The organism is Rhizobium sp. 62_C5_N11_2, from assembly GCF_051811185.1.
Taxonomy (GTDB): Bacteria; Pseudomonadota; Alphaproteobacteria; order Rhizobiales; family Rhizobiaceae; genus Rhizobium; species Rhizobium leguminosarum.
This window is the reverse complement of record NZ_JBPWPW010000001.1, coordinates 945,465-971,917: the sequence shown is the minus strand read 5'-3', so window position 1 is coordinate 971,917 and position 26,453 is coordinate 945,465. Positions and strand designations below refer to the sequence as shown.

The window sequence follows — 26,453 nt, the reverse complement described above, 5'->3', positions numbered from 1 at the left end:
ATGATGTTGAAAATATTGCCCTGCGTCATTGTTGCGCAGGGCATGCAACCTCATTCCGGCTTGGCGTCGATCATGGCGATCAGCGTGCGCAGCCGGTCGGCCTCGTAGGAGGGCTTGTCGGGGCGAAGGCGGGCGATGCGGGGGAAACGCATGGCGACCCCCGATTTGTGCCGGGTCGAGCGGTTGATGCCCTCGAAGGCCACTTCGACGACGAAGCCAAAATCCTTGTCGGCGCGCACGGCGCGCACCGGGCCGAAGCGCTCAGTGGTATTGTCACGCACGAACTTGTCGAGCACCTCGAGTTCGGCATCGGTGAAGCCGAAATAGGCCTTGCCGACAGGCACCAGCTGTTCGCCGTCCTCGTCATCGGCCCAGACGCCGAAGGTGAAATCAGAATAGTAGCTGGAGCGCTTGCCGTGGCCGCGCTGGGCATACATCAGCACCGCATCGACATTATAGGGGTTGCGCTTCCACTTGAACCAGGGGCCCTTCATGCGGCCGGCCTGGTAGATGCTGTCGCGGCGCTTGATCATCACGCCTTCGATGACCGGATCGGGCGGCGCGGCGCGGAGAGCGTCGAGCTCTTCCCACGACGAGAACGGCACGAGCGGCGAGAGATCGAAACGGTCATGGGGGGCGCGGTCGATGATCTCGGTCAACCGGTCGCGGCGATCGATATAGGTCCGGCCGCGGACATCCTCCTCGTCGTCGAAGAGCAGGTCATAGGTGCGGATGAAGGCGGGATAGTCGCCGAGCATCTTCGTCGTCACCGTCTTGCGGTTCAGGCGCTGCTGCAGGTCGGAGAAGGTCCGGGTCGGGCTGTTGGAGCGGGCGGTGCCGCCAACCAGCAGCTCGCCGTCGACGACGCCGGAAAAACTGATCGCGTCGAGAATATCGGGAAAGGCGCCTGAAATGTCGTCGCCGGAGCGGGAATAGATCTTGCGCCTGTCGCCGGAGCGGGAGAGCTGCACGCGGATGCCGTCCCATTTCCATTCGGCGACATAGTCGGCCGGATCGAGACCGGTCAGATCGCCCTCCTCCACCGCATTGGCGAGCATGACGGAGTGAAAGATTGCCGGTGTGGCCAGCACCGGTTTTTCGCCGCCATTCGCCAGCCATTCAAACAGCGTCTCATAGGGCGGCTGCAGACCGTGCCAGAGGGTTTCGATCTCGGTGACGTCCTTGTCGCCGAGATCGGCCAGCGCCTGCTTGGCAAGGCGGGCGGAAACGCCGATGCGCATGGCGCCGGTCGCCAGCTTGATGAAGGCGAAACGGCCGGACGAATCCAGCCGGTCGAGCAGGTCACGGACGAAGCTGCGCACTTCTGTGCGGCCGAGTGCGTTCATGCCGGTGACGACCTCGCCGAGACGCGGCTGGGCGAGCGCCGAGCGGTCGATATCCCTCTCATTGTCCCAGACGAGCGAGATGGTTTCGGCGAGATCGCCGACATAATCATAGGAATAGCGAAACAGCACCTCGTCCATGCGCTCGAGCACCAGCTCACGCAGCATGGCGGGCTTGACGTTGCGCACCTCCAGCGTGCCGGCGATGGCGGCAAGGCCATAGCCACGGTCAGGATCGGGCGTGTCGCGGAAATAGTCGGTCAGCAGCTTCAGTTTGCCGTTGCGGCTGGGTGTGAGCACCAGGCGGTCGAGGAGGTCGGCGAAGGCTTTCATGGGCGCCTCCCGACTTCGGAGGGGTTTTGACGCGGGATATTGCTCATCTCCTCAATCGCCCTCATCCTCATAACCCACCAGATGCAGCGGTTTCGCCTTGATGCCCTGCAATTGGCACCAGCGCACCAAGGCCTCCTCGCGGCCATGCGTCACCCAGACCTCGGCCGGGTGCAATTCCCGGATCGTTTCGGTCAGCTCCGGCCAGTCGCAATGATCGGAGATGACGAGCGGCAGTTCGACGCCGAGCTGTTTGGCGCGCTGGCGCACCATCATCCAGCCGGAGGCGAAGGCCGGCAGCGGCTCGTTGAAGCGCCGGGCCCAGCGGTCGGCGAAGGCCGATGACGGGCCGATGACGACCGCACCCTTGAAGACTGATTTGTCGCGGCTTTCGATCGTCGCCGGCAGCAGCTCGCCGAGATCGATGCCCTGCTCGATATAATAGTCGCAGAGTTTTTCCATGGCGCCGTGGATATAGATCGGTTCGGCATAACCGGCATCGCGCAGCAGCCGGATGACGCGCTGGGCCTTCCCCAGCGCATAGGCGCCGACGAGATGGGTGCGCTCGGGAAATTGCCGCAGCGACGCCAGCAGCTTGGCTATCTCCTCCATTGGATCGGGATGATGGAAGACCGGCAGGCCGAAGGTCGCCTCGGTGATGAAGACATCGCAGGCAACCGGCACATAGGCGGCGCAGGTCGGATCGGGTCGGCGCTTGTAGTCGCCGGAGACGACGATGCGTGTGCCGTTCTTCTCAATGGCGATCTGGGCGGAGCCGAGCACATGGCCGGCGGGATGAAAGCTTACCTTGACGCCGTTGACCAGCAGTTCCTCGCCGAAGGCTGCGGCCTGCTCGCTGGCGCAAAAGCCGTCGCCGTAACGCAGGCGCATGATGTCGAGCGTCTGGCGGGTGGCAAGCACGTTCACGTGGCCCGGGCGGGCATGATCCGAATGGCCGTGGGTGACGAGCGCCTGCTCGACCGGCCGCACCGGATCGACATAGAAGCCGCCCTCGGGGCAATAGAGCCCCTCCGGGGCGGGATAAAGCAGCGCATCAGGTCTCATGAAACGAGAGATAGCGGGAAATGGACGCGAGGCCAGAGGGCGGGAAGAACGGACTATGGAATGGGGCGCGGCTCAACGACTGCAATGTCATGACCCTATCCCGTCGAGAAAGTTGACCACAGCGACATTAAACTCACCCGGCCGCTGCAGCGGCGCGAAATGACTGACGCCTGTGAGATAGATCATCTCAGCGTTCGGAATGCTGCGAGCAAGATATTCGGCATGGTCGGGCTTGATGAATTCGTCGCGCTCGCCGAGGACGATTGCGACCGGCACCCGGATCAGGCCCAAGTCGGCGGCCTGATAATTCGGCTCCGTCCGCATCATCAGGCTGACCGCCTCGACGAATGGATTAAAATCGTCAGGCGTTGTGGACAATGCGGCATAGTCCTTGGCGTGCCGGCTGAAGCATCGGTCGATGACCGGGCTCGGAACAAATTCCAGCGTGCCGCTCGGATCCATGTTGCAGGCGAAAAAGAAGACCCCCTCGACACGTGACGGCGCCGTCATGGCGAGAATCAGGGCAATGCAGGCGCCGTCGCTCCAGCCGACGACGGCCGCCTTGTCGAGATGCAGCGCGTCCATGACCGCGAGCACGTCAGAGGCCATCAGCTCATAGCTATAGGGACGGGCATCGCGGGTGCTTCTTCCATGGCCACGGCTGTCGATCAGCACGACGCGGCGGCCGCGGCGCAACAGTGCCGGGACCTGATAACCCCAGTTGCCGCTGTGACCAAGGCCGCCATGCAGCAGAATGACAGGGGGACCTGCGCCGTAGGACGCATACCAAATGCGGGCACCGTCGCGCGCGACATGCCCTTCAACTGCTGCCGGCGGCAATGGGGCGCCGCCATGCGTCTCGAAATGGATGAGCTCGTCGTCTTGTGGTTCCATAGCGATGAGGCTCCCGTCCGGCGAATAGACCGATGGCATAGAAAAGCCGGAAAACAGCCCAAGAACAACCAGAATCGCTTTCTAGCCCTTGCGATGCAACCAGGGGGATCAGCATTGGGCAGGAAGTTTTTCTATTGCGCGGCGGCAATCGCGGTCGTCGCAGCGGGCATCTACCTCAACAATACCAGCCTGATAGCCGAACACCGACCGGGAAAACCGGTGCTGCTCGCCCATCGCGGCATCGCCCAGCGCTTCGACGAAACCGATCTCAAGAACGACACCTGCACGGCGAGCCGAATGCTGCCGCCAAAACACGATTATCTCGAAAACACACTTCCGTCGATGCAGGCAGGCTTTGCGGCCGGCGCCGATATCGTCGAGATCGACGTACATCCGACAACGGACGGGCAGTTCACCGTCTTTCACGACTGGACGCTCGACTGCCGCACCGACGGGCATGGCGTCACCCGCGAGCATTCGATGGCTGACATGAAGAGGCTCGACATCGGCTATGGCTATACCGCCGATGGCGGCAAGACCTTTCCCTTTCGCGGCCGTGGCATCGGCATGATGCCGACCCTTGCCGAGGTGCTGTCGACCTTTCCGGATCGGCGCTTCCTCATCAACGTCAAGAGCCGCGATCCTTCCGAGGGCGAAAAGCTCGCCACCGTGCTCAACGGACTTTCCCAGGAAAGACGGGCCGAGATCATCGTCTATGGCGGTGACGAGCCGATCGACGTGCTGCGCCGGATGGCACCCGATATCAAGACCGCCTCGCGCAAGAGCCTGAAGGGCTGCCTGTTCGGCTATATCGGCTATGGCTGGACCGGCCTGCTGCCGGACGAATGCAAACATGCGATGATGCTGGTGCCGATCAATATCGCCCCGTGGCTCTGGGGCTGGCCGGACCGTTTTCTCAACCGGATGGCGGATGCCGGGACCGAGGTCTTCGTGCTCGGTCCCTATCGCGGCAGCGATTTTTCCACCGGCATCGATGACCCCGCGCAACTGGCGCGGCTGCCGCCAAACTATGCGGCGGGCATATGGACGAACGAGATCGAGGCGATCGGCAAGCTTGCGAAATAGAGCTTGAAAGACGCCGCGTCGACCTGATCGATGCGGCGTCTTTCAATGTTTCCTTTTGTGCATGTCGTTCTCCCAAAACCGCTGCACACTTTTGGGCGACATGCAATAGAGCCTTTCCGGGTTAGATTGAAGCATTCTGTTGGCTCAAACGGAGTCGGATGGTCGACCGGCCGGCGCGCGTCGTAGCCCGGCTCTACGGCCAAGCCGGCCGGTCGATCAGCCGGCCCGTTTCAGCCAACCCGAAGGGCCGGGCATCTTTCCGCCAGGATCAAAGGCGATCGGCTCGGACGTACCGGGAGGTATGCCCGTCGCCAATCGCCTCTGCCCTGACGAAAACCTGCTCCGGCAGAATGCTTCAATCTAACCCGGAAAGGCTCTAGAGGCTCCGCGCTCGCAGCAATGCCGGGATTTCCTCCGGGGAGACGGGTTTCGAGAAGCGGTAGCCTTGCGCCTCCTCGCAACGCGCCTGGCGCAGGAAATCCATCTGGGCGTCGGTTTCGACACCCTCGGCGAGAACCGAAAGCTTCAGCGTCTGCGCCAGCGAGATGACGGCCGAGGCGATGGCGACGGCGGTCTTGTCGCCCGGCAGGGCCTCGACCAACGAACGGTCCATCTTCAGGCGGTCGAAGGGGAAAGTCTTCAGTGCAGCGAGGCTGGAATAGCCGGATCCGAAATCGTCGATCGACAGGCGAACGCCCAGCGCCCGCAGCGATTCCATCATGGCGAGCGCGCGTTCGGCATCGTGCATCACCACGCTTTCGGTGACCTCCAGCTCCAGCCAGCGCGACTGCAGGCGGTGGCGCTCGAGCGCTTCGGTGACATGGGTTGCGAAATCCGGATCGGCAAACTGCTTGGCGGAGACGTTGACGGCGATCGTCAGCGGCGGCAGGCCCATATCCTGCCAGTTGCGCGCCTGGCGGCAGGCCTCGTTCAGCACCCAGAGACCGAGGGGGACGATCAGGCCGGTCTCTTCGGCGAGCGGAATGAAATTGACCGGCGGCAGCCTGCCCTTGGCCGGATGGTTCCAGCGAACCAGCGCCTCGAGCCCGGTGATGCGGCCGGTGGCGACATCGACCTGCGGCTGATATTGCAGGAACAGCTGGTCGCCGGCGATCGCCAGGTGCAGTTCCTCGTGCTCGCCGAGCGGCATTCCGAGGGGCGTGCTGCCGCCCTCGTGATGTTGCAATGTGTTGCGGCCGAGTTCCTTGGCGCGGTACATGGCGCGGTCGGCATTGGCGAGAAGCTCTTCGGAGGTTGCGCCATCGAAGGGGAAGGCAGCGACACCGATGCTCGAGGTGACGGTGATCTCGCCGTCCGCGCCGCGGATCGGCCGGTTGATCGCCTTCTGCAGCTCGCGAAGACGGCGCGTGATGCCGGCATCGTGGCTCGACTGGTGGACGAGCACCACGAGGAATTCGTCGCCGCCGAGACGCACCACCATATCTGACGCCCTGACGCTATTGGCCATGCGGGCGGCGATCTCCTTCAGCACCTCGTCGCCGGCGGCGTGGCCGCGGCCATCATTGATGTCCTTGAAATTGTCGAGATCGATATAGGCGACGGTCACCTTGCGGTTGTTGCGCCGGGCCTGGTCGAGGATACTCGCCAGCCGCTCCTTCAGGAAGGCGCGGTTCGGCAGGCCCGTGAGATCGTCATGATGGGCCATGAAATGAATGCGGTCGTCGACACGCTTGCGCTCGATGGCGATGCCGGCGATATGGGTGGCGAGCGCCACCAGCGTCATCTCGTGCTCGGTGGGACGGCGGACTTCCCTGGAATAGAGCGCGAACGTGCCGAGCACATTGTTCTGCGATGTGGCGATCGGCGTCGACCAGCAGGAGCGGAACCCGAACGGGGCAATCAACGCGCGAAAATCCTCCCAGAGCGGATCGCTCATCACGTCCTCGACGATCACGGTCTGACCGCGCCACGCGGCGGTGCCGCAGGAGCCGACCTTCGGACCGATCGTGACACCATCGATGAGGCGGCTGTAGCCGCCGGGCAGATTGGGAGAGGCGCCGTGATAGAGCCTGGTGCCCTCGCTGTCGAGCAGCAGCACCGATCCGTCGATCCCGGTCAGTTGCGCCTCGATCATCAGCACAAGCGCCTCGAGGATCATCGGCAACGGCTCGTTGCGGGCAATCATTTCGAGCAGGCTCGCCTGGCCGCGATGCAGATCCTCCTGGCGCTTGCGTTCGGTGATATCACGGGAAACACCGATCAGGCCGACGATTTCGCCGCGATCGTTGCGCAGCGGGATCTTCGAGGTCAGCCGGCATATCGGTCTTCTACTGCCGGGAAGGACGTAGGATTCCTCCATGTCGATGCGGGCTTCGCCCGTCGTCATGATCTGCTGCTCGATATCGAAATGGTGGAGCGCCGTCTCGAAATCGAACAGGTCAAAATCGCGCTTGCCGGTCATCAGCGCAGCGCTCTCCAGGCCAAGGCTGCTGGCGGTGACGGCATTGGCAAAGACGAAGCGGCTGTCACGATCCTTGACGTAGAGAAAATCCGGAAGCTCGTGGACGATTTCCTTGAGGCGGAGGTTCTCGATACCCTCGGAAAAGTGGTGGGCGGTCGATGCCATCATTGCCTCCGTCGCGGCGACGATGCGCCGCGTTTCGGCCGTCAGGGCATCGGCTGATTCCCATCGCCTGGCACTCGGTTCGTGCATGCCGCCATTCTCCCCGCCGGCCGAAGGCCGTATCCCACACCCGTCATCATAGAATTTCCCTTAAAAGTAGTCCTCATTTCCTTCGGCTTGCTTAAATGAAAGGGTGAACAAGACGACAATATAAGCGGCGATATCCTGCCGTCGCGCTCGCCACGACGGCAATTTCGTCCGCCTTTGCCAAGCTTGTGCCAAAAGAATACATGCCCGCCTGGCACGTTTCCTGCTACGGGCGCGTTATGACAAGTGATCCCCGGATGCCCTCACGCCGCGACATGCTTTTATTCCTCGCGGCCTCGGCGGTTGCGGGAGGGACATCACGCGCCGTCGCCTCGCCGCTGACGGCGGCCGCTCAGCCCGACCTGCGTGGGGCAATCGACGCGGTGGAATATCGCGCCATTCCCGAAAGTGGCGACCGCAAGACCCGCAACCTTGAGCAGATGATCAAACAGGCGGCGCGCGAGAACGTGCCGGTGTTTCTGCCGCCCGGCACCTACCGGGTCTCCAACCTCACCTTGCCCGACAATACGCGCATATCAGGCGTGCCTGGCGCTTCACGGATCGTCTATACCGGCGACGGCCACCTGTTTTCGGCCGAGAACGTGCGGCGGATCGAGCTTTCCAATCTCGTCATCGACGGCGGCAACCGCTGGCTTGGCGACGATGCCGGCGGGCTGTTGCAATTTACCGGCGTCGACGAGGTGCTGATCGACAATTGCGAGATCAGCGGCAGCTGCAAACATAGCCTGCAGCTGGAGCGCTGCGGCGGCAGGATCGAGCGCAGTCACATTTCGGGGGCTGCCCAATCCGGACTTTACGCGGTGGATTCCACCAACCTTTCGGTCACCGGCAATACGATCTCGGATTGCGGCAATGGCGGCATCCTGGTGCATCGCTGGAAGAAGGCGGAGGACGGCACGGTTGTCTCCGGCAACCGCATTTCCAACATCCGCGCCAATGACGGCGGCACCGGCCAAAACGGCAACGGCATCAATATTTTCCGCGCCGACGGGGTGATGGTGGTGAACAACCACATCTCCGACTGCGCCTTTACGGCGATCCGCGCCAATTCGGCCTCGGATATCCAGATCAGCAGCAACCAGTGCCGACGCTCCGGTGAGACGGCGATCTATGTCGAATTCGCCTTCGAAGGCGCCGTCGTTTCCGGCAACATGATCGACGGGGCGGCAAACGGCATCTCGATCGCCAATTTCGACGAGGGCGGCCGGCTGGCGAGCGTTACCGGCAATGTCGTGCGCAACCTGACGCTGCGCGGCCCATACCAGCATGAGGTCGGTTTCGGCATCGGCATCGCGGCGGAGGCCGACACGCTGATTTCAGGCAATGTGATCGAGGGCGCGCCGCGCTGGGGGCTGCAGATCGGCTGGGGTCCCTATCTGCGCAACGTCGTTGTGACAGGCAATGTGGTGCGCAAGGCCCCGGTCGGTTGCGCCGTCTCGGTCGCCGACGGCACCGGGACCGCGGTCATCACCGACAACATCTTCCAGGAGATCACCGAAGGCGCGGTTTTAGGCTTCCAGTGGGAGAAGAAGGTGTCCGGCGAGATGGCAGGCGGCGGCTCGCCCTATGCGCAGCTGACCGTGGAGCGAAACCGCGTCTCCTGAAGGCCATCAAAAGCTTTCATCATCCCATCAGCCACAAGGACTTTTCCCACGCCGATCCGGCATTTACGGTCTCTCGGACACATCGAGGGGATATGGACATGCTGACAATCTACGGAGTCTATCGATCGCGCGCCTCACGCGTCTATTGGATGGCGGAGGAGCTTGGGGTCGAATTCCGCTCGGTGCCAGTGCTGCAGGCAAGGCGGCTCGCAGATCCGCTATCTCAGGATGCGCCGCTCAACACGCATTCGCCGGAATTCATTGCCGTCAACCCGATGGCGCAGATCCCCAGCATTCGGGACGGCGACCTCGTGATGCACGAGTCACTGGCGATCAATCTTTACCTCGCCCGTAAATATGGCGGACCGCTTTCCGGCCAAACCGTCGAGGAAGACGGATTGCTGACGATGTGGACGATCTGGGCGGCTGCGGAGGTCGAACCGCACACGGTGAAGATCGTACTCACCTATGATAACGGGCTTGAAAACAGCGAAGGTGGCCAACAGACGATCGCGGTTTCCTGCCGCCCGCTGCGCAGGCCGCTGGCGGTTCTCGAAGGCCACCTCGCCGGCCGGCAATGGATCGTCGGCGACCGTTTCACCGTTGCCGATCTCAACATCGCCGAGGTGCTGCGCTACGCCCAGAGCGAAGAGGCGCTTTTCCAGGCGCATCCGAATATCAAAGCCTGGATCGAGCGCTGCCAGTCCCGCCCGGCCTATAAGGCGATGCAAGCAACACGCAGCAAGGAGCCGATCTAAAGCGCGGCGCACCGAATTGCGTCCATTGGATACGTCGGCCACGAGGCCTTAAAGTGGATGTCGTCTATGATCGAACGAATTTTAGAGCATCCTCGACGCTGCGTATGAATATCGAGGTGGTGTCGTCCGGCTTCTGACAACGTCCGCGCTGCTTCAAGCGTTGCCAATCGCGGGTCTCAGCCAAGCCACATCGATCAGGGCAGCTGCCAGCGCTTCGGCTTCACCGGCAAAGACACGATCGGAGTGACCACCGATCGGAAACCAGCCGCGCGCGTCCTCGACGTCTCGACGGAATTCCTCGAAGCCGACGGTTCCATCCGGCCGCCGAAATATATCGACGCAGCGGTCCGCGCCCTGATCGTTGATCGAGCGCAGGACTTTGTTCACATGCGCCATGAGCGTTTCTCCCATCCTGGAAACATTCACTGAGGCTGGTGGACGTGGTTCAATCCGTTGAATTACAACAAGATTTTGTTATCGAAGCCGATCGTCTCCAATTCCGGAGGCCACACTCGCCCTGATTAAGGATAGTCCATTGCTTGCCCGCCTGTCACCAGTTGCCGGCAATGATGAAGCCGTCCGGTTCGATGGCAGCGAACGGCCCGGAGTTCTGGCGCTCCGCGAGATTGAAGTCCATCCTGGTCGGGGGAAAAATCACCTCATGAACTCACTGCCTAGGTCTGAGGATTATCGAAAGAGCGCCAGCGTGCCGGCCATTTCCTCACGGATCCAGGCCTTGAAATCCTTGACCTTCTTTGGCTCGCGCGTGCCTTCGGCGGTGACGAAGTAGTGGCCGAAGCCGGTCGGCGCGCGAATGCCGAAGGGGGCGGCGAGCCGGCCTTCGGCGAGCGCAAAGGCGGCAAGGGTCTGCCAGGCCAGCATGACGCCCTGCCCTGCAATCGCCGCATCGAGGCAGAGCGAGGCGTCGTTGAAGACGTGACGGGTCGAAAGCGTGGCACCTGATAGTCCGACCTCGCGCATCCAGACCTCCCAGGTGAACATGGCATGGCCATCGATGATGGCAGGCAGTTCGAGAATATCGGCAGGCTCTTTCAATTTTGCCGCCATCTCGGGCGAACAGACGGGAAAGACCTCCTGCTCCAACAGCAGCTCTGCCTTCACCTCCGGCCATTTGCCGGTGCCGACGCGGATACCGATATCGACGTCGCAGAGGGCCGGATTGACGAGATTGGTGGTTGCATCCAGCCGCAGCTTGATGTCGGGATGGCGCTCGGCGAAGCGATCCAGCCGGCAGACCAGCCAGCGGGCGGCGAAAACCGGCGCCACCGAGATGGTCAGGATGGTATCGTCCTTGCGGCTGGCGATCGACACCGCCGCCGAAAGACGGGCGAACCCCTCGTCGAGCGCCAGAAGCACCGGCCGGCCGGCTTCGGTGGCGATCATGCCCCTGGCGGTGCGCTCGAAGATCACCTGACCAAGCTGGGCTTCGGCCTTGATGACCTGCTGGCTGACGGCGCCGACCGAGACGCCGAGTTCGTCGGCGGCGGCCTGGAGCGAGCCGAGACGACCGACGGCCTCCAGCGCGCGCAGGCCGTTGAGATGGACCATGTTCAAGTTCTTCATATAGCTTTTCTATAGCGGCGCCGCATTAATCTCAATTGAAAAACTGCCTGTTGAGGCCGACATTGCAAGCATAGGCAATCCATTCGAACGCAGGACGTCAGCGGATGGGATGGCTCAGCAGGCGCCAGCCGCCATTGATCATCCTTCTGCGCTACTGAGAAAGCGAGGCATGCCATGTCTTTGTTGAAGTTTTTCTTCACCCCTGTTCGGCAGGTGGCAAGCGCGGAAATTGCCCCAGCCTGGAAGGATGATCCGCTGCGGCATCCCGAGGTCGAGCGCATGTCGATGCGCGAAATCGCCGATCTGCCGCTTGGGATGCAGACCGGCTTTCAGGCAGAGGGCAAGCCGCCGCTGGCGAAATGCGCGTGAAGATATGGTAGGTTCGCCCTGGCAGAAAGGGCGGAGCAATGGCCGACGACGTCGATGCGATCTTCGAACGCCTGAAGCGGCTGGCGGCGGAAGCCGGCCTGCCTGATGTCGAGGAGAGCACCTCGTATGGCAATCCGGCGCTGAAGGTCGGCGGCAAGAGTTTTGTCGCGGTGAAGAATGCCGAGACGATCGTGATCTCGATTTCGCTCGACGACAAGGATCACCTGCTGGAGATGGCGCCTGACGTCTATTTTCAAACCGATCATTATGTCGGCTGGCCGCATCTGCCGGTGCGCGCCGCCGTGATCGGCGACGAGGAACTGCGGTTGCGACTGATCGGCGCCTGGCTGTTCCGGGCGCCGAAGAAGCTTGCCGCAGGTTTTAACGGTCAGGCCCGGTCGTAGGCCAGCGCCCGCTGGACGGCGGGGCGCAGCAGCATGCGGGCGTGGTGGTCGCTCGCCTTTTCGAACCGGGCGGGATCGACGCCGTCCGATGGCAGCCAGTCGGTCATGACGAAGAGATAGGGATCGGCGAGCGAATAGGCCTCACCCATCACCCATGGGCCTTCGAACATCGTCTGCTCGATCAGCGTGAAACAATCGGCCATATTCTCAGGCACCTTGGCCTTCATCGCCTCGATTGCCGCCGGCTCGTCGGCCCAGCGCGAGCCGCGCGGGCGATGGGCATGGTTCACATGCACGGTCGAGCAGATATAACTGTTAAAGGACTGGAGCCTGGCAAATTCGAAGGCATCGTCAAGCGGCGCCAGCTTGGCGGCCGGCGCGCTCTGAGCGATATAAGCCAGGATCGCCGGCGTTTCCGTCAGCACGCCATAATCGGTGACCAGTGCCGGCACCCGGCCCTTCGGGTTGATCTTCAGATAGTCCGGCGAACGCTGCTCGCCATCGCGGAGGCTGATCTTCTTCGTTTCGAAGGCCAGGCCGGATTCTTCCAGGGCAATAAGGCTTGCGAGCGCGCAGGTTCCCGGCGCGTAATACAGTGTCAGCATGGTTCTCGACTCCCTTTCGGCAAGGGTTATAGCGTAGCGGTCGGTGCGCCGGAACTGGGGAGATTGGGTTTTGATCGTCCGTCGAGACAAGGGTGGGTGCGCCGAGTGTGAGGGCATAATAGATGTGTCGTGTGGCCCCCTCATCCGACGGGTCGGTTGAGGGGGTGAGCGATAAAGCTGCGAATGCATTGAGTGTAGCAAAGGGCAAAGCGCGGGCGCAGCAATCCGCTCAGCCGCAGCCCGGCACATCCTCCAGCCTGTGCCAGACCGGAATGCCGCGTTCCCTGGCGATGCGCACGTCGTTGTCAGCTCCCTTGGAATCGCCCGGCAGGCGCAGCACGCCCTCGCAGAGCTGCAGCAGCCGGCCGGCGACCGGGTGGAAGATCTCTTCGTAGAGCGCATCGCCGACCGACCGGCCGCCGGCGGCATGCCAGATCGGCAGCGCCACCCATTCGCCGATCATCGGCACGTGGCCCGCCTCAAACAGCGCGTGCGAGGGTTCTTCCAACCGCTTCAGGTTGGCGGCCATCTTTTCCGGGTCGTCGCCCGTTCCGGACCGATAGGGCCCGGCAATCAAAATCAACATGATCCACTCCTTCGCTCCGCTTCTGCGTGAGCACTCCCGGCCTCATGCACGGGATTTCGTGAAAATGCACGATATTTCTTGAATGTCGAGTCATTTCGTGCAATATCGGGCTATTATGTTTAATTTCGTGCAGAGAGACGATGCTGACAACGCAACGCAAGACCCTCATTCTCGACATCCTGCGCCGTGACGGCCAGGTGATCGCCAAGCGCGTCGCCGAGGATTTCGCCCTTTCGGAAGACACGATCCGGCGGGACCTCAGGGAAATGGCGGCGGAGGGGCTGCTGAAACGGGTGCATGGCGGGGCGATGCCGCTGGCGCCTGACCTGCCTGACTTCACCGCCCGGCGCAGCGTCTCGTCACAGATCAAGGCACGGCTGGGAGCAGCGGCGGCGGCGATGGTCAAGCCCGGTCAGATGATCTTCCTCGATGGCGGCACGACGACGGCGGAGATCGCCCGGCATTTGCCGCGCGACTTGCCGCTGACGGTTGCGACCCACAGCCCGACGATCGCCGCCGAGCTGGAACACCACCCGACGGCCGAGGTGATCCTGACCGGCGGACGGCTCTACAAACATTCGATGGTGGCGACGGGCGCAGCGGCGGCAGCGGCGATCTCGCAGCTCCGCCCCGATCTCTTCTTCCTCGGGGTGACGGCGGCGCATCCCGTGCACGGGCTTTCCACCGGTGATTTCGAGGAAGCGGCGATCAAGCGGCACATCGCCCGGTGCTCGGCCGAAACGCATGTGCTGCTGACCGAGGAGAAGTTCGACCTCGTCTCACCCTGCCCAGTGCTTGGCATTTCCGAGGTGGCGGGGCTGATCGTGCCCATGGAGGTGACCGCCGAACGGCTGAAACCCTATCGCGATCTCAACGGCGCAATCGCCGCAGCATGATGGTGCTGCGGGAGGGCTGCGGTGCTGCAGCATGCGGCAAGAGACTTGCGGCAAGGGCCGCGATGAAGGCCGCCAACACGGCATAGGCCGGCGCCATGCTGCCGGTTCCAATGGTGAGCACCGTCTGCAGATATGGCTGCGCCAACGCGATGACGATGGAAAGTGCCGGCATGTCGAGCAGGGTCCCGGCGATCCGAGAGAGTTCCGGCATGAAGGCTGCGCCAGCAAGCGCGCCGTAAACCGCCGTCAGGCGGAGTGTAAGGCGCAACGGCACCGAGGCTGCAAGCGGCAGCATGTCGCCATCCTCGAGGGCAAACATGAGATAGGCTGCGAAAGCCGCCAGAAACAGGAAGGCGACGGGCAGTGCGGCCAGGGTAGCGGATTGCGTCAGCGCCGCCGCATCCGCCGCCAGGAAGAGCAGGATCGGCGTGGAAGCGACGAACCAGATGGCGACGATCGGCCCCCAGAACCAGATGAGCGAGAGAGCGTGAAGACGGAGCAGCGTCGCCATGAAGAGCACGCCGATCGCGGTCCAGATGCAGGCGGGTTTGAGCACGCCCGATATCAGCCGCAGGGCCGGCTCGCAGGTCCCGGCCATCTCGCCGCAGCCGGACAGCTGGATCGTGAGCCAGGTGATATAATCGAGGCTCAACGTAGCGAACATGAAGATGCCGATGCCCATCAGCATCCACCAGAGATAGCGGCCTGCAAACATGCCCTGCCCTCACGGCTTCCAGGACTGTGCTCACGTCGCTGCGAAAGGGTGCATCCGCGATCGCAGGACGTACCCCTTTATATTAGGCAATTCTTATTTTTCTAATAACTTATGTAAGCAAGCTCGACTCATCCGCCAAGGCGGAAGTGACCCTGACATCGCCGACATGGATGCCGTTCCAATTGCGCATTGGCTTCGTGGCATGGGCGATCAGGGCCGCATGCACCTCGCTCTCCGTCTCGAAGAAGCGGGCGAGGGTTGCCGCCACCATGGCTTCGGCGGCGCGGGTCGTGCCATCCTCGCATTTCAGCGCGATGGCAATGCCCTTTTCCGGGATGGCGGCGCAGAAGACGCCTTCGGCGCCTGTTTTGCAGAAGATACGGCCGGGGGCGATCTGCATCAGTTCCGTGCAGGCGCGGCCGGAGCCCGCGACATAGAAGGGCTCGGCCATGCAGGCCTCGATCAGTCGGCGGGAGGCCTTGGCGCGCAGCGGTTCGAGGCCGGTGCCGGTCGCCATTTTCGCAAAACCGTGGGCAAGGCTCTTGAGCGGCACGGCATAGGTCGGAATCGAGCAGCCGTCGGTGCCGCAGCTCTCGGCGCCGAGCACGGCGCCGGTCAGGCTTTCCATCGCCGCGCGGATCTCGACCTGCAGCGGGTGCTGATAGCCGACATAGCCCTTCGGATCGAGGTCCTGATGACAGCAGGCGCAGATGAAGCCGGCATGTTTTCCCGAGCAATTGTTGTGCAGCGCGTTCGGTGCCTCGAGCGTGCGGGCCTGATGGATCAGGGTCTTCTGATGGAACGACCAGTGGGCGCCGCATTCCAGTGCCTCGGCGTCGCGACCGGCGCGCGACAGCATGGAAGCGGCCAGCGCCACATGCTCGTCCTCGCCACTGTGCGAGGCACAGGCCAGCGCCAATTCCTTGTCGCCGAAGCCGTAGGCATCGGCAGCACCGCTCTCGACCAGCGGCAGCGCCTGCATCGCCTTGCAGGACGAGCGCGGGAAGACCGCGGCCTCGATGTCGCCCAGCGAGAAGACAAGCTTGCCGTCGCCATCGACGACAGCCACCGCGCCACGATGGCGACTTTCGACGAGCAGGCCGCGGGTGACTTCGACGGTGACGGGATTGGTCATGAGCTCTCATCCGGATGCTGGCGGGTTGCGCAGTCCATAACGCGTCACGCGGCGAAAGCCAACGGGGTTGACGTGGCGTCGGGGTTTAGGCGGCTGCGCGGGTGCCTGCTGATAGTGCACCGGCTCTATGGGTGGCTGGACATCACCGCATATTCCGCCGTCCCAGCCCTTGAGTTTAGACGGCTCGAGACGTTATGCCTTGCAACCCAATTCACAATCCGAGGAATTGTTTTGCAATCGGGCATATCTATCACCGAGTCCACGTTGTTGGCACTTTTCACGATTGTCTCTCTGAGCTTGGCGTGTTGGTTGGCACGCCAGCCCGCAAAGACGAGCGTCGGAATCACCCTTGGAGTCCTTCTTGGGCTGGTGTTGATATACACCACCTCAGCGCTCGTCGCTTTTTTGGCAAATGTTCTTCCCTTCGGGCAAATCGACTTCTGGCTCTCGAATTTGGTCGCGAAATTCTGAAATAGGCATTCAGCCCCCTTGCAGGCTTGAACGCGATCACATCGTCCAAACATTCATCACAAAAATTGACGAAGACGATCTAAAACTATCGTTTCTCTGATAGGTCCGATGCAGCTAAGAGTGGCGCATCAGGAACCGCCCCCATGCCATCCACTTTTTCCTTGATCCTTCGCGACAACAGGATCCGTATTCCGACCGTGACACTCGTCGCGCTCGCCTTCACCTATGCTTCGACCGCGCCCTACCAGTCGATCATCGGGATCAATGAACTCGGCTTGAGCAATGGCGCCTATTCGGCGCTGGTGTTCTTCTCGGCAATCGTCAACGTCACGACAAGCCTGACGCTCGGCATCTGGTCGGACAGGCTGAAAGAGCGCCGGCCGCTGGTGCTGGGGCTTTGCGTCGCCGGCATGCTCGGCTTCGGGTCGATCGCGATCTTTCATAGCCCCATGGTCTTCATCTTCTCCACGCTGCTGCTGGTACCGATGAGCAATTCCACCTATTCGCTGCTGTTCGCCAGCCTGCGCGCCAGGACCAATCAGATGGACCGTGGCCAGGGGGCGGCGATCACCGCAACCGTGCGGGCGCTCTTTTCCGGCTCATGGGCGCTGGCGCCGGGGTTGATCGGCCTCTATCTCGTCAGTTCGCCGTCGATGACGCCGGCCTATGGGATCGCGGCATTGGCAAGCTGCACCTGCTTCTGCCTGTATTTCTTCTTCGCACCCCGAAATGGCGCCGCCGGCCCTGCCCCCGATCACGCCGGGTTCTTTGCTTCGCTGAAACGGATTCTTGTGCCGCATGTGCTGTCGCGCGTTATCGTCATGGCGATGCTGTTCGGGCTGCAGCGGCTGAACAGCATGCTCTTGCCGCTGATCATCACCCATGCGGCCGGCGGCACCGTCGTCGAGGTCGGCTTCATGGCAGGTTTGACGGCGCTGCTCGAGATGCCGTTCATGATGATGTGGGGCTTTGCGCAGCGCCACTTCCGGACCGTGCATGTGCTCGCCTTCGGCGCGCTGATCTACTGCGCCTATCTGCTACTGCTTGGTTTTGCTTCCGCGCCCTGGCACATCTATGCACTACTCCTCCTCAATGCCTGCGGGGCGGCAGCGATCCTCAGCGTGCCGATCACCTATCTGCAGGACCTGATCGCGGACCGACCGGGGCTTGGAACCTCGCTGATCTCGCTGAACACTTTCATTGGGACCGGTATCAGCGCCGGCCTCTTCGCTTTCGGCACCGCGATCACCGATTATTCCGGCACCGCCTTTGTCGGCGCGGCCGCGGGTCTCGCATCGATCGGAGTGCTGCTCTATCTCGAAAGCAACTGGCGGCAGGCGCGGCAGCCGGCGTGAACCGCCAGCCGGTTGCCAGCGATATCGGTCAACGCGGCATGATGCGATAGGCGCAGCGGCGGGCGCCGGCGAGGATGTGTTCGCTGCGCTCGATATCGGCGCCGAGGACGGCGCGGAAGGTTTCGAGTTCGGAGCGGCAGAAGCCGGCGCAGGCGGTGGCGGCGGCGCAGATCGGGCAGTGGTTTTCGACCAGCATGAAGTAGCCATCCGCCTCCTGCCAGTGATCGGCCATATAGCCCTCGCGGGTGCGGATGCCGGCAAGGGCCTCGACGCGCGAGGCAAGGTCATGCGCCTCGCTGAGTTCCTGCCGATAGCGCTGCAGCGTCTCGGCCTCGCGGGCGGAGATGACCGTATCGAGGGCTGCGGCCCCGAGCTGTTCGACGAGCGTGCCAAGGAGATTTGCCGTCAGCTCGGCATGGCCATCCGGAAACTGGCGGTTGCCGCTGGCCGTGAGGTGCCAGAGCTGGCGCGGCCGGCCCCTGCCCGCGGCGGCAACGGTGACCGGTTCCACCAGCCCCTCCTCCGCCATCTTCGACAGCTGCTGCCGGGCGGCTTCGCCTGATATGCCGAGCGCATCGCCGATCGCGGCGGCAAGCTGCGGGCCGTCGGTCTTTATCAGGATCAGGATCCGGTTGGCTGGGGACTGGCGCATATTTTCCAAGTCAAGTCTTGTTTTAATCAAATCGGCATGCAATTTTCCAATTTATAACTTGGAAAATAATCCTTCGCCAGTAAAAATCTCGGGGTCCTCCCATGTCGAATATCGACCAGACTGCAGCCGTCCCGAATTCCAGCTCGGTCTTCCGCCTGTTCCTGCCCGAGCACCTGCCGGCAACGCTGATGCTGGCCGGCGGCGTGACGCTTTATGCTGTGGAGAGCTACATCATGGCGACGATCGCGCCTTCGATCGTGCGCGATATCGGCGGGCTCGCGCTGTTTTCCTGGGTTACCAGCCTGTTCGTCGCCGCCGCCGTGCTCGGCTCGATCTTCGTCGCCATGCGGCCGCGCGGCATCGGGCTTCGATCCGTCTATGTGATCGCGGCACTTGTCTTCGGCGTCGGCAGCCTGATTGCCGCAGCCGCACCGTCGATGCCGGTGGTGCTGATCGGACGCGCGGTGCAGGGTCTGGGAACTGGCGCGCTGGCAGCGCTCGGCTATGCCTTCATCCGCTTCGTCTATCCCGAGCCCCTATGGCCGAAGGCCTCGACGCTCTATGCGGCGATCTGGGGCGTGGCGACCGTCATCGGACCGACGCTCGGCGGCTTCTTTTCTTCGGGCCACACCTGGCGCTACGCTTTCATCGTGCTGGTGCCGCTCGGGCTGTTGATGGCATTCCTGGCGCCACGGCTTCTGCCCGAGGTCGAGGACGACCGCGAGCAGGAGAAGACCCCGGTTGCCCAGATCGGACTGCTGCTTGCGGCCGTGCTGATGGTGAGTGCGGCCGGCGCGATCGAGACAACAGGCGCGAAAGCGGCGCTGATTGCGGCCTCGGTCATCGCGGTGGCAACCATGCTTCTCATCGAGCGGAAGAGCCCGAACCGGCTCTTGCCGTCCGGCGCTGTCAGCCTTTCCCAGCCGATTGCACGGGTCTACCTGGCGATGCTCGCCATGACCGTCGTCCTCGTCAGCGACGTCTTCATTCCCTATTTCCTGCAGACCCTGCATGGGGTGGCGCCACTCCTATCGGGATATCTCGTCGCACTCGTCGCCCTCGGCTGGACGTTTGCGGCCTTCCTCAGTGGCTCTTGGACCGGCAGGCCGGCTTACCGGGCAATCGTCATTGGTGCCCTTATCGAGACGGCGGCGACCGCTTCGCTCGCGATTTTCCTCGCGAGCGACAATCCGGAGGGGCATATGCTTTTCATCGTGCCGGCGGCGATCGGCATGTTCATGATGGGCTTCGGCATCGGTCTCGGCTGGGCGCATCTGGTCGCCATGGTCCTGAGGCTCGTTGCCGACAACGAACAGGACAAGGCCTCTTCGGCGATCCCGACGATGAGTTCGCTCGGCGGCGCCTTCGGTGCGGCCTTCTCAGGCGTCATCGCCAATGGCGCCGGCCTCGTCGATCCGGGCGGCATATCAGGCGCGCTTTCGGCGGCGCACTGGCTCTATCTGCTGATGGCGCTGCCGGGTGTTCTCGCCGTCGGCGTGTCGCTGACATTATCGCGCCGCGCGTCTTTTTAAACGCGCAGCATGACCTTGCCGACATGGCTGCCGCCTTCCAGCAACCGGTGGGCTTCGATAACCTCTTCGAAGGCAAAGACCTTGTGGATGACGGGGGCGATGGTGCCGGCTTCCAGCAGCGGCCAGACCTCGGAGAGCAAGTCGTCGCGGATGGCGCGTTTTTCTTCTGCCGTGCGCGGCCGCATGGTGGAGCCGGTGACCGTCAGCCGCTTGACCATGATCGGCGAGAGATTGACCTTTTCGGCGATCGCGCCGCCGAGGAAGGCGATGATCGACAGGCAGCCGTCCTTGGCCAACGAGCCGATGTTGCGCTCGAAATAGGAGGCGCCGATCATGTCGAGGATGATATCGACGCCGTGGCCGGTCTCGGCCTTGATCACCTCGGCGAAATCCTCGGTCCTGTAGTTGATCGCGCGTTTGGCGCCGAGCCTCTCGCAGGCCTCGCATTTCTCCTTCGAACCCGCCGTCGCGTAGACTTCAGCGCCGAAGGCGAGGGCGAGCTGGATCGCCGTCGTGCCGATGCCGCTGGAGCCGCCATGGATCAGCACCGTTTCGCCTTCCGTCAGCCCGGCCATCTGGAAGAGGTTGGCCCAGACGGTGAAGAAGGTCTCAGGCAAAGCGGCCGCCTTTACCGCGTCATAGCCCTTGGGAAAGGGCAGGATCTGGCCTGCCGGCAGCAGGCAATATTCGGCATAGGCGCCACCATTGGCGAGCCCGCAGACCTTGTCGCCGACGCCATAGCCGCTGACGCCGGGGCCGACGGCAACGATTTCGCCTGATAGCTCCAGACCGAGGATCGGGCTCGCATCCTTGGGCGGGGGATAGCTGCCCTGGCGCTGGGCAATATCGGGGCGGTTGACGCCGATCGCCTCGGCGCGCACCAGAACCTGCCCGTCTTGCGGTACGGGAAGCGGTCGCTTGCCGATCGTCATCACCTCGGGCCCGCCGAAGGACGGCAGATCGACGAAACGCATTTCCTGAGGCAATGGCATGACCCGGCTCCTCCCTGGAGCAGTTCAGCTTTTGGTGGAAGTGCGCGGAACCGCTCTGGCTTTTTGTCTAAAACACAGGAAGTAAATCAGCCCCGCAGGCTTGGGAAGACTTGATGTGGCAGAGGCGTCAATTCGCCTCGCCCACTGCATAAGTGCTACAGCGTCCTTTGCGCATCTAAAATGACGCGCGGCGCTGTAGGAGATGGAAGACCAGGCCTCCCTCGCTGTCCTTGGCGGCCGACTTGATGATGGCGATTTCGGCGCTGACGCGGTTGATATCGTCGATGACGAGTCCTTCCGGCAGTTCGATGACACCGATCGAGCAGCGCATCAGCGGGAACAAAGCTTCGGCGCCGGTGCGGTCGTGACCGAGGATGCGGCCGGCGGCGCGATCCTCGTCGGAATAGAGGTCCCGCACGTCGTCATGGAAATCGCTGATCAGCCGCTCGAGGATTTCCGTCAGCTCTTCCTTGGTCCAGCCGACGACGCCGATGAAGAAATCGTCGCCGCCGACATGGCCGAGGAAATGACGTTCGGCGAAGAAATAGCGGCGCATCAGCGCGGCAAACAGCGAGATCGCGTGGTCGCCGAGATGGAAGCCATAGGCATCGTTGAACGGCTTGAAATTGTCGAAGTCGCAATAGCAGAAGTGGCGAAGCGCATCGCCGTCGCGGCCGGACTGACGCATGAAATCGCGGATGGCACGATTGCCCGGCAGGCCGGTCAGCGGGTTCTGGTCCTGCGCGGTCTTCAGCTGTTTCTCGTTGATGACCTTGATCAGCGAGGCGGCGGAGACGACACCGGCATAGCGCATATTGTCGGTCAGGATCAGGCAGTTGCTGCCTTCCATATTGGCGAAGATGGCCATCAGTTGCTCGGCGTCGCTGTCGAGGCCGACGATCGGCGCCATCCCGACGAAATGCGAGATGCTGCGCTCGTACATCTTGTTCTTCAGGAGATCGCGGCCGAAGGGCTGGTAGATATATTCCTTGAGGTGATGCTCGTGGATGATGCCGCGCGGCTCGTCATTGGCGTTCAGGACAGGAAAGAAGGCCTGGCGCGGATTACGCCGGAAGAGTTCGAAGACGCTGTCGATGCTGTCATTCTCATAGACCGTCGGCAGCAGCTCGATCTGCTTGCGGATGAGGATTTCGTCGAGCGACTGGCTGCCCCGCTTGCTCTTGCCGAGCTCCTGCAGGTGCGGGTAGGACGGCGCCAGCTCTGATATATGCGTCGTCGGGCGGGAGATAAACCAGCCCTGGACGAGGTCGACGCCATATTCGCGGCAGGCGATGAATTCGGCCTCGGTCTCGATGCCTTCGGCGATGACGCGCGTGCCGAGCACATGGGCAATGTTGACGATGCTCCTCAAGAGATGGCGCTTGCGGGGGCTGCGGTCGATCTCGGCGACGAAATGGCGGTCGATCTTGAGATAATCGACGGCATAATCGCAGAGCAGCTTTATCTCGCCGTGGCCGACGCCGAAATCGTCGATCGCCAGTTTGAAACCGGCCTTGCGCAGCCTGGAAACGAGGCCGGAAAATTCCGGCACGCTGGTATTGTCGAAACGCTCGGAGAATTCGAAGCAAACGGAAGACGGCGGAATATTCGCCTTGCGCAGATGCTGCAGCAGGCTGACGACCAAGTGTTCTCCATGCGGGATCAGCCGGACATCGAGATTGAGGAACAGCGTCGAGGTGGAGAAATTCGATAGCGTCGCGAATTTGGCGAGCGCGCGGCTGGCGACCATCTGTTCGAGCTGCAGCAGCTGGCCGGCCTGGTGAGCCTCGTCGAGGATTTCGAGGGGCGTATCATAACCGATGCGTTCCTGGCCGCGCATCAGGGATTCGTAGCCGAAAACCGTGCCGGTGCCGGCCTCGACGATCGGCTGGAAGGCATTCTCGACCACGAGCTTGGCAAGGGTGACGATCTGATCGCTGGCGTAGCGGCGCAGAACATCCGGCGCGACGGTGGCAGCCAAGGACATGCTGGTCTTCATTGTGGGCCGATCTCCACTGTGACTTGTTCTTTTTCGTCCGGAACATGCCGCAGAAGGATCAATGAACTCTTTCGCCAGTGTGAAAGTTTTATGAAACGCGCAAGAGCATCCTGCGCGTTCCGCGTTCATTCAATTTTTCCAATGCAATCAAATGCTTGTTCAGGCGGAGCGACGGCGCTCCGCCTCGTGATCGGCGAACATGTCGGCGACGCATCTGCCGCCGGATGGAGCGCCGTCGTCAAGAATATCGTCCCGGAACTCATTGAGCTTGCGGGCGGTATCCCAGAGGCGGAGCGCCTCGCGGACGACCTCACTGCTCGAGGCATAGCCGCCATTGTCGACGGCGGCGCGGATGCCCGCTGCCTGTTGCGGAGAGATGGAAACGGTGACCATCGGCATGAACTTCCTCCCTTTTCTGATCAGGCAGAACCCTGCCTCTGGGGGACGCATGACCATTTTCAGCATTCTCGGCGATCTCGCCGGTGCCTTGGTGCATTCGCACTCAGACCGTTCACTTGACTTAGGACCGGTCTGTAACCCGTTAAGTCTAATCCCCTGTCATAGTCTTGTCAAAAAAGAACGGTCAGCGGCATCAGTTTCGACTGCGGATGCCGAGGCTGAAGGCAATCATTGTCGAGCCCTGGACGATGAGATCGGCGGCGAGGAACAGGCCGAGGATCCACAGGCTGTTCACCGGCCAGCCGAGCGCGATGACGAAACCGGCAAGAGCGGTGATGACGCCACTTGCGACGATCCAACGCCAGCCCTTGGTGGGCTTCATGCGCATGCCGACCCAGGTGCGGAAGACGCCGGCGATGACCAGTGCGAGCGAGAGAAACAGCGTCAACGCCGCCGAGGTCAGGATCGGATTGACGAAAGCGCAGATGCCGGCAAGCACATAGAGCAGGCCGCTCAGTATCCAGAACAGCACATGATCCCAGCCGCGCACCTGGAAGGCATGGACGAGATAGATCACCCCGCCGAACAGCATCAGCATGCCGACATAATAGACCGAAACGACGGTGGCGAGCATCAGATTGCCGAGCGCGATCAGACCGCAGACGAGCAACAACACGCCGAGGCCGGCAAACCAGATCCATTTCGACTGTAGCGAAGATGTCGGCGTTCCCTCGAAGACATCGGTCATGATGCACCTCCTGAGATTCTGAATATGTTGCAGCAATTTGACAGGGAAAGATCCGCGCCCAGTCAAATCGCGAAAGATTTTTATTGATTGATCAGTCAATCAAAAATAACCTGCCGCTGATTTCAAGGAGTGGTTTGTTGCCGAAAGTCGGAATGGAGCCGGTGCGCCGCAAGGCGCTTGTTGATGCAGCGCTGCGGGTGATCGGCGATCACGGCTCGCTTGCCGTCACCATGTCCGATATCGCCCGGCAGGCCGGCGTGTCGCCAGCCCTGGCGCATCATTATTTCGGCAGCAAGGAACAATTGCTGATCGAGACGATCCGCTCGCTTCTCCGACAACTGCGCAGCGATACGGTGGCGGCACTTAAGGCCGCCAGGACGCCGCGGGCGCGGCTTTCCGCCATCATCCGCGTCAGCTTCCACGCCGACCAGTTCGCGCCGGAGACAATTGCCGCCTGGCTTGCCTTTTACGCCGAAGCGCAGCGCTCGGAAGAGACGCGACGCTTTCTTGTGATCTATGCGCGGCGGCTGCGCTCCAATCTGCTGGCCGACCTCAAGGCGCTGTTGCCAACTGACGCCGCAGAACGCATCGCCGAAGGCGCTGCGGCGATGATCGACGGGCTTTATATCAGGCAAAGTCTGAAATCCGCGCCGATCGGCATTGAAGCCTCGATCGCGCTGACGGAAGATTATCTGAATGCGCTTTTGGCCACCGCCTCCCCCTCTCCCCGGAGCGAGAAGGGACGACCACATCGAACCACCCAAGGACAAATGACATGAAAGCCCAGCCGAAAGCCTCGCACTTCATCGACGGCGAATATGTCGAGGATACCGACGGCACCGTCATCGAGAGCCTCTATCCCGCGACCGGCGAGGTGATCGCCCGGCTGCATGCCGCAACGCCCGCGATCGTTGAACGGGCGATCGCGGCGGCCAAGCGCGCCCAGCCGGAATGGGCGGCGATGAGCCCGATGGCGCGCGGGCGCATCCTGAAGCGGGCAGCCGACATCATGCGCGAGAGAAACCGGGCGCTTTCCGAACTCGAGACGCTCGACACCGGCAAGCCGATCCAGGAGACTGTTGTCGCTGACCCGACCTCGGGTGCCGATGCCTTCGAATTCTTCGGCGGCATTGCGCCGGCCGGTCTCAACGGTTCGCAGATCCCGCTCGGCCAGGACTTTGCCTATACCAAGCGGGTGCCGCTCGGCGTCTGCGTCGGCATCGGCGCCTGGAACTATCCGCAGCAGATCGCCTGCTGGAAAGCTGCGCCGGCACTTGTCTGCGGCAATGCCATGGTGTTCAAACCGTCCGAGAACACGCCGCTCGGGGCGCTGAAGATCGCCGAGATCCTGCACGAGGCGGGACTGCCGAAGGGGCTCTTCAATGTGATCCAGGGCGACCGCGACACCGGGCCGCTGCTCGTCAACCATCCCGATGTCGCCAAGGTGTCGCTGACCGGCTCGGTGCCGACCGGCCGCAGGGTGGCGGCGGCGGCCGCCGGCAACCTCAAGCATGTGACGATGGAACTCGGCGGCAAGTCGCCGCTTGTTGTCTTCGACGACGCCGATCTCGATTCGGCGGTCGGGGGCGCGATGCTCGGCAATTTCTATTCGACCGGCCAAGTCTGCTCGAACGGCACACGCGTCTTCGTGCAGAAGGCTGTTAAGGCCGAATTCCTGAAGCGGCTGAAGGTCCGCACCGAGGCGATGCTGATCGGCGATCCGATGGACGAGGCGACGCAGGTGGGCCCGATGGTCTCCTGGGCGCAGCGCGAGAAGGTGATCTCCTACATCGAGAAGGGCAAGGCCGAGGGCGCGACGCTGATTGCCGGCGGCGGCATTCCGAACAACGTCTCCGGCGAAGGTTATTATGTGCAGCCGACGGTGTTTGCCGACGTCACCGACGACATGAGCATCGCCCGCGAGGAGATCTTCGGGCCGGTCATGTCGGTGCTCGATTTCGACGATGAGGACGAGGTGATCGCGCGGGCCAATGCCAGCGAATTCGGCCTTTCCGGCGGCGTCTTCACCGCCGACCTCACCCGCGCCCACCGCGTCGTCGACCGGCTGGAGGCGGGCACGCTCTGGATCAACACCTATAATCTCTGCCCGGTGGAAATCCCCTTCGGCGGCTCGAAACAATCCGGCTTCGGCCGCGAGAATTCGCTGGCCGCGCTGGAGCATTATTCCGAGCTGAAGACGGTTTACGTGGGCATGGGGCCGGTGGTGGCGCCTTATTGA

The 26,453-nt window shown here is 62.4% G+C and carries 25 protein-coding genes; 10 read left to right on the top strand and 15 right to left on the bottom strand.

Annotated elements, in window-relative coordinates; all coding sequences use genetic code 11:
• Window positions 1-50: 50 nt before the first annotated feature.
• The 3 genes from AB8B31_RS04925 to AB8B31_RS04915 form a co-directional block, all read right to left on the bottom strand.
• The gene (locus AB8B31_RS04925) at window positions 51-1,676 is read right to left on the bottom strand and encodes a cisplatin damage response ATP-dependent DNA ligase (protein WP_047619575.1); all 1,626 of its coding nucleotides are present in this window, start codon (window positions 1,674-1,676) and stop codon (window positions 51-53) included.
• Window positions 1,677-1,727: 51 nt separating this feature from the next.
• On the bottom strand, window positions 1,728-2,738 hold the full coding sequence (locus tag AB8B31_RS04920) for a ligase-associated DNA damage response exonuclease (RefSeq protein WP_130715983.1): 1,011 nt from the start codon (window positions 2,736-2,738) through the stop codon (window positions 1,728-1,730).
• 87 nt (window positions 2,739-2,825) lie between these two features.
• Window positions 2,826-3,632, bottom strand: a complete 807-nt coding sequence (locus tag AB8B31_RS04915) for an alpha/beta fold hydrolase (RefSeq protein ID WP_018241178.1) — start codon at window positions 3,630-3,632, stop codon at window positions 2,826-2,828.
• 114 nt (window positions 3,633-3,746) lie between these two features.
• Here AB8B31_RS04915 and AB8B31_RS04910 point away from each other — a divergent pair, with 114 nt between their 5' ends.
• On the top strand, window positions 3,747-4,718 hold the full coding sequence (locus AB8B31_RS04910; protein ID WP_439007371.1) for a glycerophosphodiester phosphodiesterase family protein: 972 nt from the start codon (window positions 3,747-3,749) through the stop codon (window positions 4,716-4,718).
• Between the two features lie 376 nt (window positions 4,719-5,094).
• Here the strand turns inward: AB8B31_RS04910 and AB8B31_RS04905 are convergent, their stop codons facing one another.
• Window positions 5,095-7,392: a sensor domain-containing protein gene (locus AB8B31_RS04905; protein ID WP_018241176.1), complete on the bottom strand. Its 2,298-nt coding sequence runs from the start codon at window positions 7,390-7,392 to the stop codon at window positions 5,095-5,097.
• Window positions 7,393-7,646: 254 nt separating this feature from the next.
• Here AB8B31_RS04905 and AB8B31_RS04900 point away from each other — a divergent pair, with 254 nt between their 5' ends.
• A complete protein-coding gene (locus AB8B31_RS04900; protein WP_439007519.1) occupies window positions 7,647-9,014 on the top strand; it encodes a TIGR03808 family TAT-translocated repetitive protein in 1,368 nt (455 codons plus the stop codon).
• A gap of 98 nt (window positions 9,015-9,112) precedes the next feature.
• Entirely contained in the window at window positions 9,113-9,772 is a 660-nt protein-coding gene (locus AB8B31_RS04895) for a glutathione S-transferase family protein (protein ID WP_439007370.1), read from the top strand.
• A gap of 153 nt (window positions 9,773-9,925) precedes the next feature.
• On the opposite strand, the gene AB8B31_RS04890 is transcribed toward AB8B31_RS04895, so the two are convergent.
• Together AB8B31_RS04890 and AB8B31_RS04885 are read right to left on the bottom strand one after the other, a co-directional pair.
• A complete protein-coding gene (locus AB8B31_RS04890) occupies window positions 9,926-10,168 on the bottom strand; it encodes a hypothetical protein (RefSeq protein WP_028734128.1) in 243 nt (80 codons plus the stop codon).
• A gap of 291 nt (window positions 10,169-10,459) precedes the next feature.
• The gene (locus AB8B31_RS04885; RefSeq protein WP_439007369.1) at window positions 10,460-11,356 is read right to left on the bottom strand and encodes a LysR substrate-binding domain-containing protein; all 897 of its coding nucleotides are present in this window, start codon (window positions 11,354-11,356) and stop codon (window positions 10,460-10,462) included.
• Window positions 11,357-11,530: 174 nt separating this feature from the next.
• On the opposite strand from AB8B31_RS04885, the gene AB8B31_RS04880 reads away from it, so the two are divergent.
• Window positions 11,531-11,725, top strand: coding sequence for a hypothetical protein (locus AB8B31_RS04880; RefSeq protein WP_112906287.1), 195 nt, complete (start codon window positions 11,531-11,533; stop codon window positions 11,723-11,725).
• Window positions 11,726-11,763: 38 nt separating this feature from the next.
• Window positions 11,764-12,129, top strand: coding sequence for an MmcQ/YjbR family DNA-binding protein (locus tag AB8B31_RS04875; RefSeq protein ID WP_018241170.1), 366 nt, complete (start codon window positions 11,764-11,766; stop codon window positions 12,127-12,129).
• Here AB8B31_RS04875 and AB8B31_RS04870 read toward each other — a convergent pair.
• Both AB8B31_RS04870 and AB8B31_RS04865 read right to left on the bottom strand, forming a co-directional pair.
• Window positions 12,114-12,734, bottom strand: a complete 621-nt coding sequence (locus AB8B31_RS04870; protein WP_028734131.1) for a glutathione S-transferase family protein — start codon at window positions 12,732-12,734, stop codon at window positions 12,114-12,116. The two genes, AB8B31_RS04875 and AB8B31_RS04870, sit on opposite strands and share 16 nt — an antisense overlap.
• A gap of 229 nt (window positions 12,735-12,963) precedes the next feature.
• The gene (locus AB8B31_RS04865) at window positions 12,964-13,320 is read right to left on the bottom strand and encodes a DUF4406 domain-containing protein (RefSeq protein ID WP_088680780.1); all 357 of its coding nucleotides are present in this window, start codon (window positions 13,318-13,320) and stop codon (window positions 12,964-12,966) included.
• A gap of 140 nt (window positions 13,321-13,460) precedes the next feature.
• Here AB8B31_RS04865 and AB8B31_RS04860 point away from each other — a divergent pair, with 140 nt between their 5' ends.
• The gene (locus AB8B31_RS04860) at window positions 13,461-14,216 is read left to right on the top strand and encodes a DeoR/GlpR family DNA-binding transcription regulator (RefSeq protein ID WP_439007368.1); all 756 of its coding nucleotides are present in this window, start codon (window positions 13,461-13,463) and stop codon (window positions 14,214-14,216) included.
• On the opposite strand, the gene AB8B31_RS04855 is transcribed toward AB8B31_RS04860, so the two are convergent.
• Together AB8B31_RS04855 and AB8B31_RS04850 are read right to left on the bottom strand one after the other, a co-directional pair.
• Window positions 14,191-14,931 (bottom strand): hypothetical protein, encoded by a 741-nt coding sequence (locus tag AB8B31_RS04855; protein WP_018241166.1) that lies wholly within the window; start codon window positions 14,929-14,931, stop codon window positions 14,191-14,193. The genes AB8B31_RS04860 and AB8B31_RS04855 overlap by 26 nt on opposite strands.
• 109 nt (window positions 14,932-15,040) lie before the next feature.
• Window positions 15,041-16,066, bottom strand: a complete 1,026-nt coding sequence (locus tag AB8B31_RS04850) for an asparaginase (protein WP_439007367.1) — start codon at window positions 16,064-16,066, stop codon at window positions 15,041-15,043.
• 614 nt (window positions 16,067-16,680) lie between these two features.
• Between AB8B31_RS04850 and AB8B31_RS04845 the strand changes: the two genes are divergently transcribed.
• On the top strand, window positions 16,681-17,892 hold the full coding sequence (locus AB8B31_RS04845) for an MFS transporter (RefSeq protein ID WP_439007366.1): 1,212 nt from the start codon (window positions 16,681-16,683) through the stop codon (window positions 17,890-17,892).
• Between the two features lie 28 nt (window positions 17,893-17,920).
• Here the strand turns inward: AB8B31_RS04845 and AB8B31_RS04840 are convergent, their stop codons facing one another.
• Window positions 17,921-18,544: a helix-turn-helix transcriptional regulator gene (locus tag AB8B31_RS04840; protein WP_439007365.1), complete on the bottom strand. Its 624-nt coding sequence runs from the start codon at window positions 18,542-18,544 to the stop codon at window positions 17,921-17,923.
• Window positions 18,545-18,645: 101 nt separating this feature from the next.
• Between AB8B31_RS04840 and AB8B31_RS04835 the strand changes: the two genes are divergently transcribed.
• The gene (locus AB8B31_RS04835) at window positions 18,646-20,076 is read left to right on the top strand and encodes an MFS transporter (RefSeq protein WP_439007364.1); all 1,431 of its coding nucleotides are present in this window, start codon (window positions 18,646-18,648) and stop codon (window positions 20,074-20,076) included.
• Here AB8B31_RS04835 and AB8B31_RS04830 read toward each other — a convergent pair.
• The 4 genes from AB8B31_RS04830 to AB8B31_RS04815 all read right to left on the bottom strand — a co-directional run bounded on the left by AB8B31_RS04830 (window position 20,073) and on the right by AB8B31_RS04815 (window position 24,214).
• Window positions 20,073-21,068 (bottom strand): NAD(P)H-quinone oxidoreductase, encoded by a 996-nt coding sequence (locus AB8B31_RS04830; protein ID WP_439007363.1) that lies wholly within the window; start codon window positions 21,066-21,068, stop codon window positions 20,073-20,075. The genes AB8B31_RS04835 and AB8B31_RS04830 overlap by 4 nt on opposite strands.
• Before the next feature lie 175 nt (window positions 21,069-21,243).
• Window positions 21,244-23,067, bottom strand: coding sequence for a bifunctional diguanylate cyclase/phosphodiesterase (locus tag AB8B31_RS04825; protein WP_439007362.1), 1,824 nt, complete (start codon window positions 23,065-23,067; stop codon window positions 21,244-21,246).
• Between the two features lie 159 nt (window positions 23,068-23,226).
• Window positions 23,227-23,466 carry a ribbon-helix-helix domain-containing protein gene (locus AB8B31_RS04820; protein ID WP_018241158.1) on the bottom strand — a complete coding sequence of 80 codons (240 nt, stop codon included), beginning with the start codon at window positions 23,464-23,466 and terminating at the stop codon, window positions 23,227-23,229.
• A 193-nt stretch (window positions 23,467-23,659) separates the two neighbouring features.
• Window positions 23,660-24,214, bottom strand: coding sequence for an HdeD family acid-resistance protein (locus AB8B31_RS04815; RefSeq protein WP_018449469.1), 555 nt, complete (start codon window positions 24,212-24,214; stop codon window positions 23,660-23,662).
• 152 nt (window positions 24,215-24,366) lie between these two features.
• On the opposite strand from AB8B31_RS04815, the gene betI reads away from it, so the two are divergent.
• Together betI and betB are read left to right on the top strand one after the other, a co-directional pair.
• The gene (betI, locus tag AB8B31_RS04810) at window positions 24,367-24,993 is read left to right on the top strand and encodes a transcriptional regulator BetI (protein WP_210068065.1); all 627 of its coding nucleotides are present in this window, start codon (window positions 24,367-24,369) and stop codon (window positions 24,991-24,993) included.
• On the top strand, window positions 24,990-26,453 hold the full coding sequence (betB, locus tag AB8B31_RS04805) for a betaine-aldehyde dehydrogenase (RefSeq protein WP_018241156.1): 1,464 nt from the start codon (window positions 24,990-24,992) through the stop codon (window positions 26,451-26,453). Before betI ends, betB begins: the two co-directional genes overlap by 4 nt.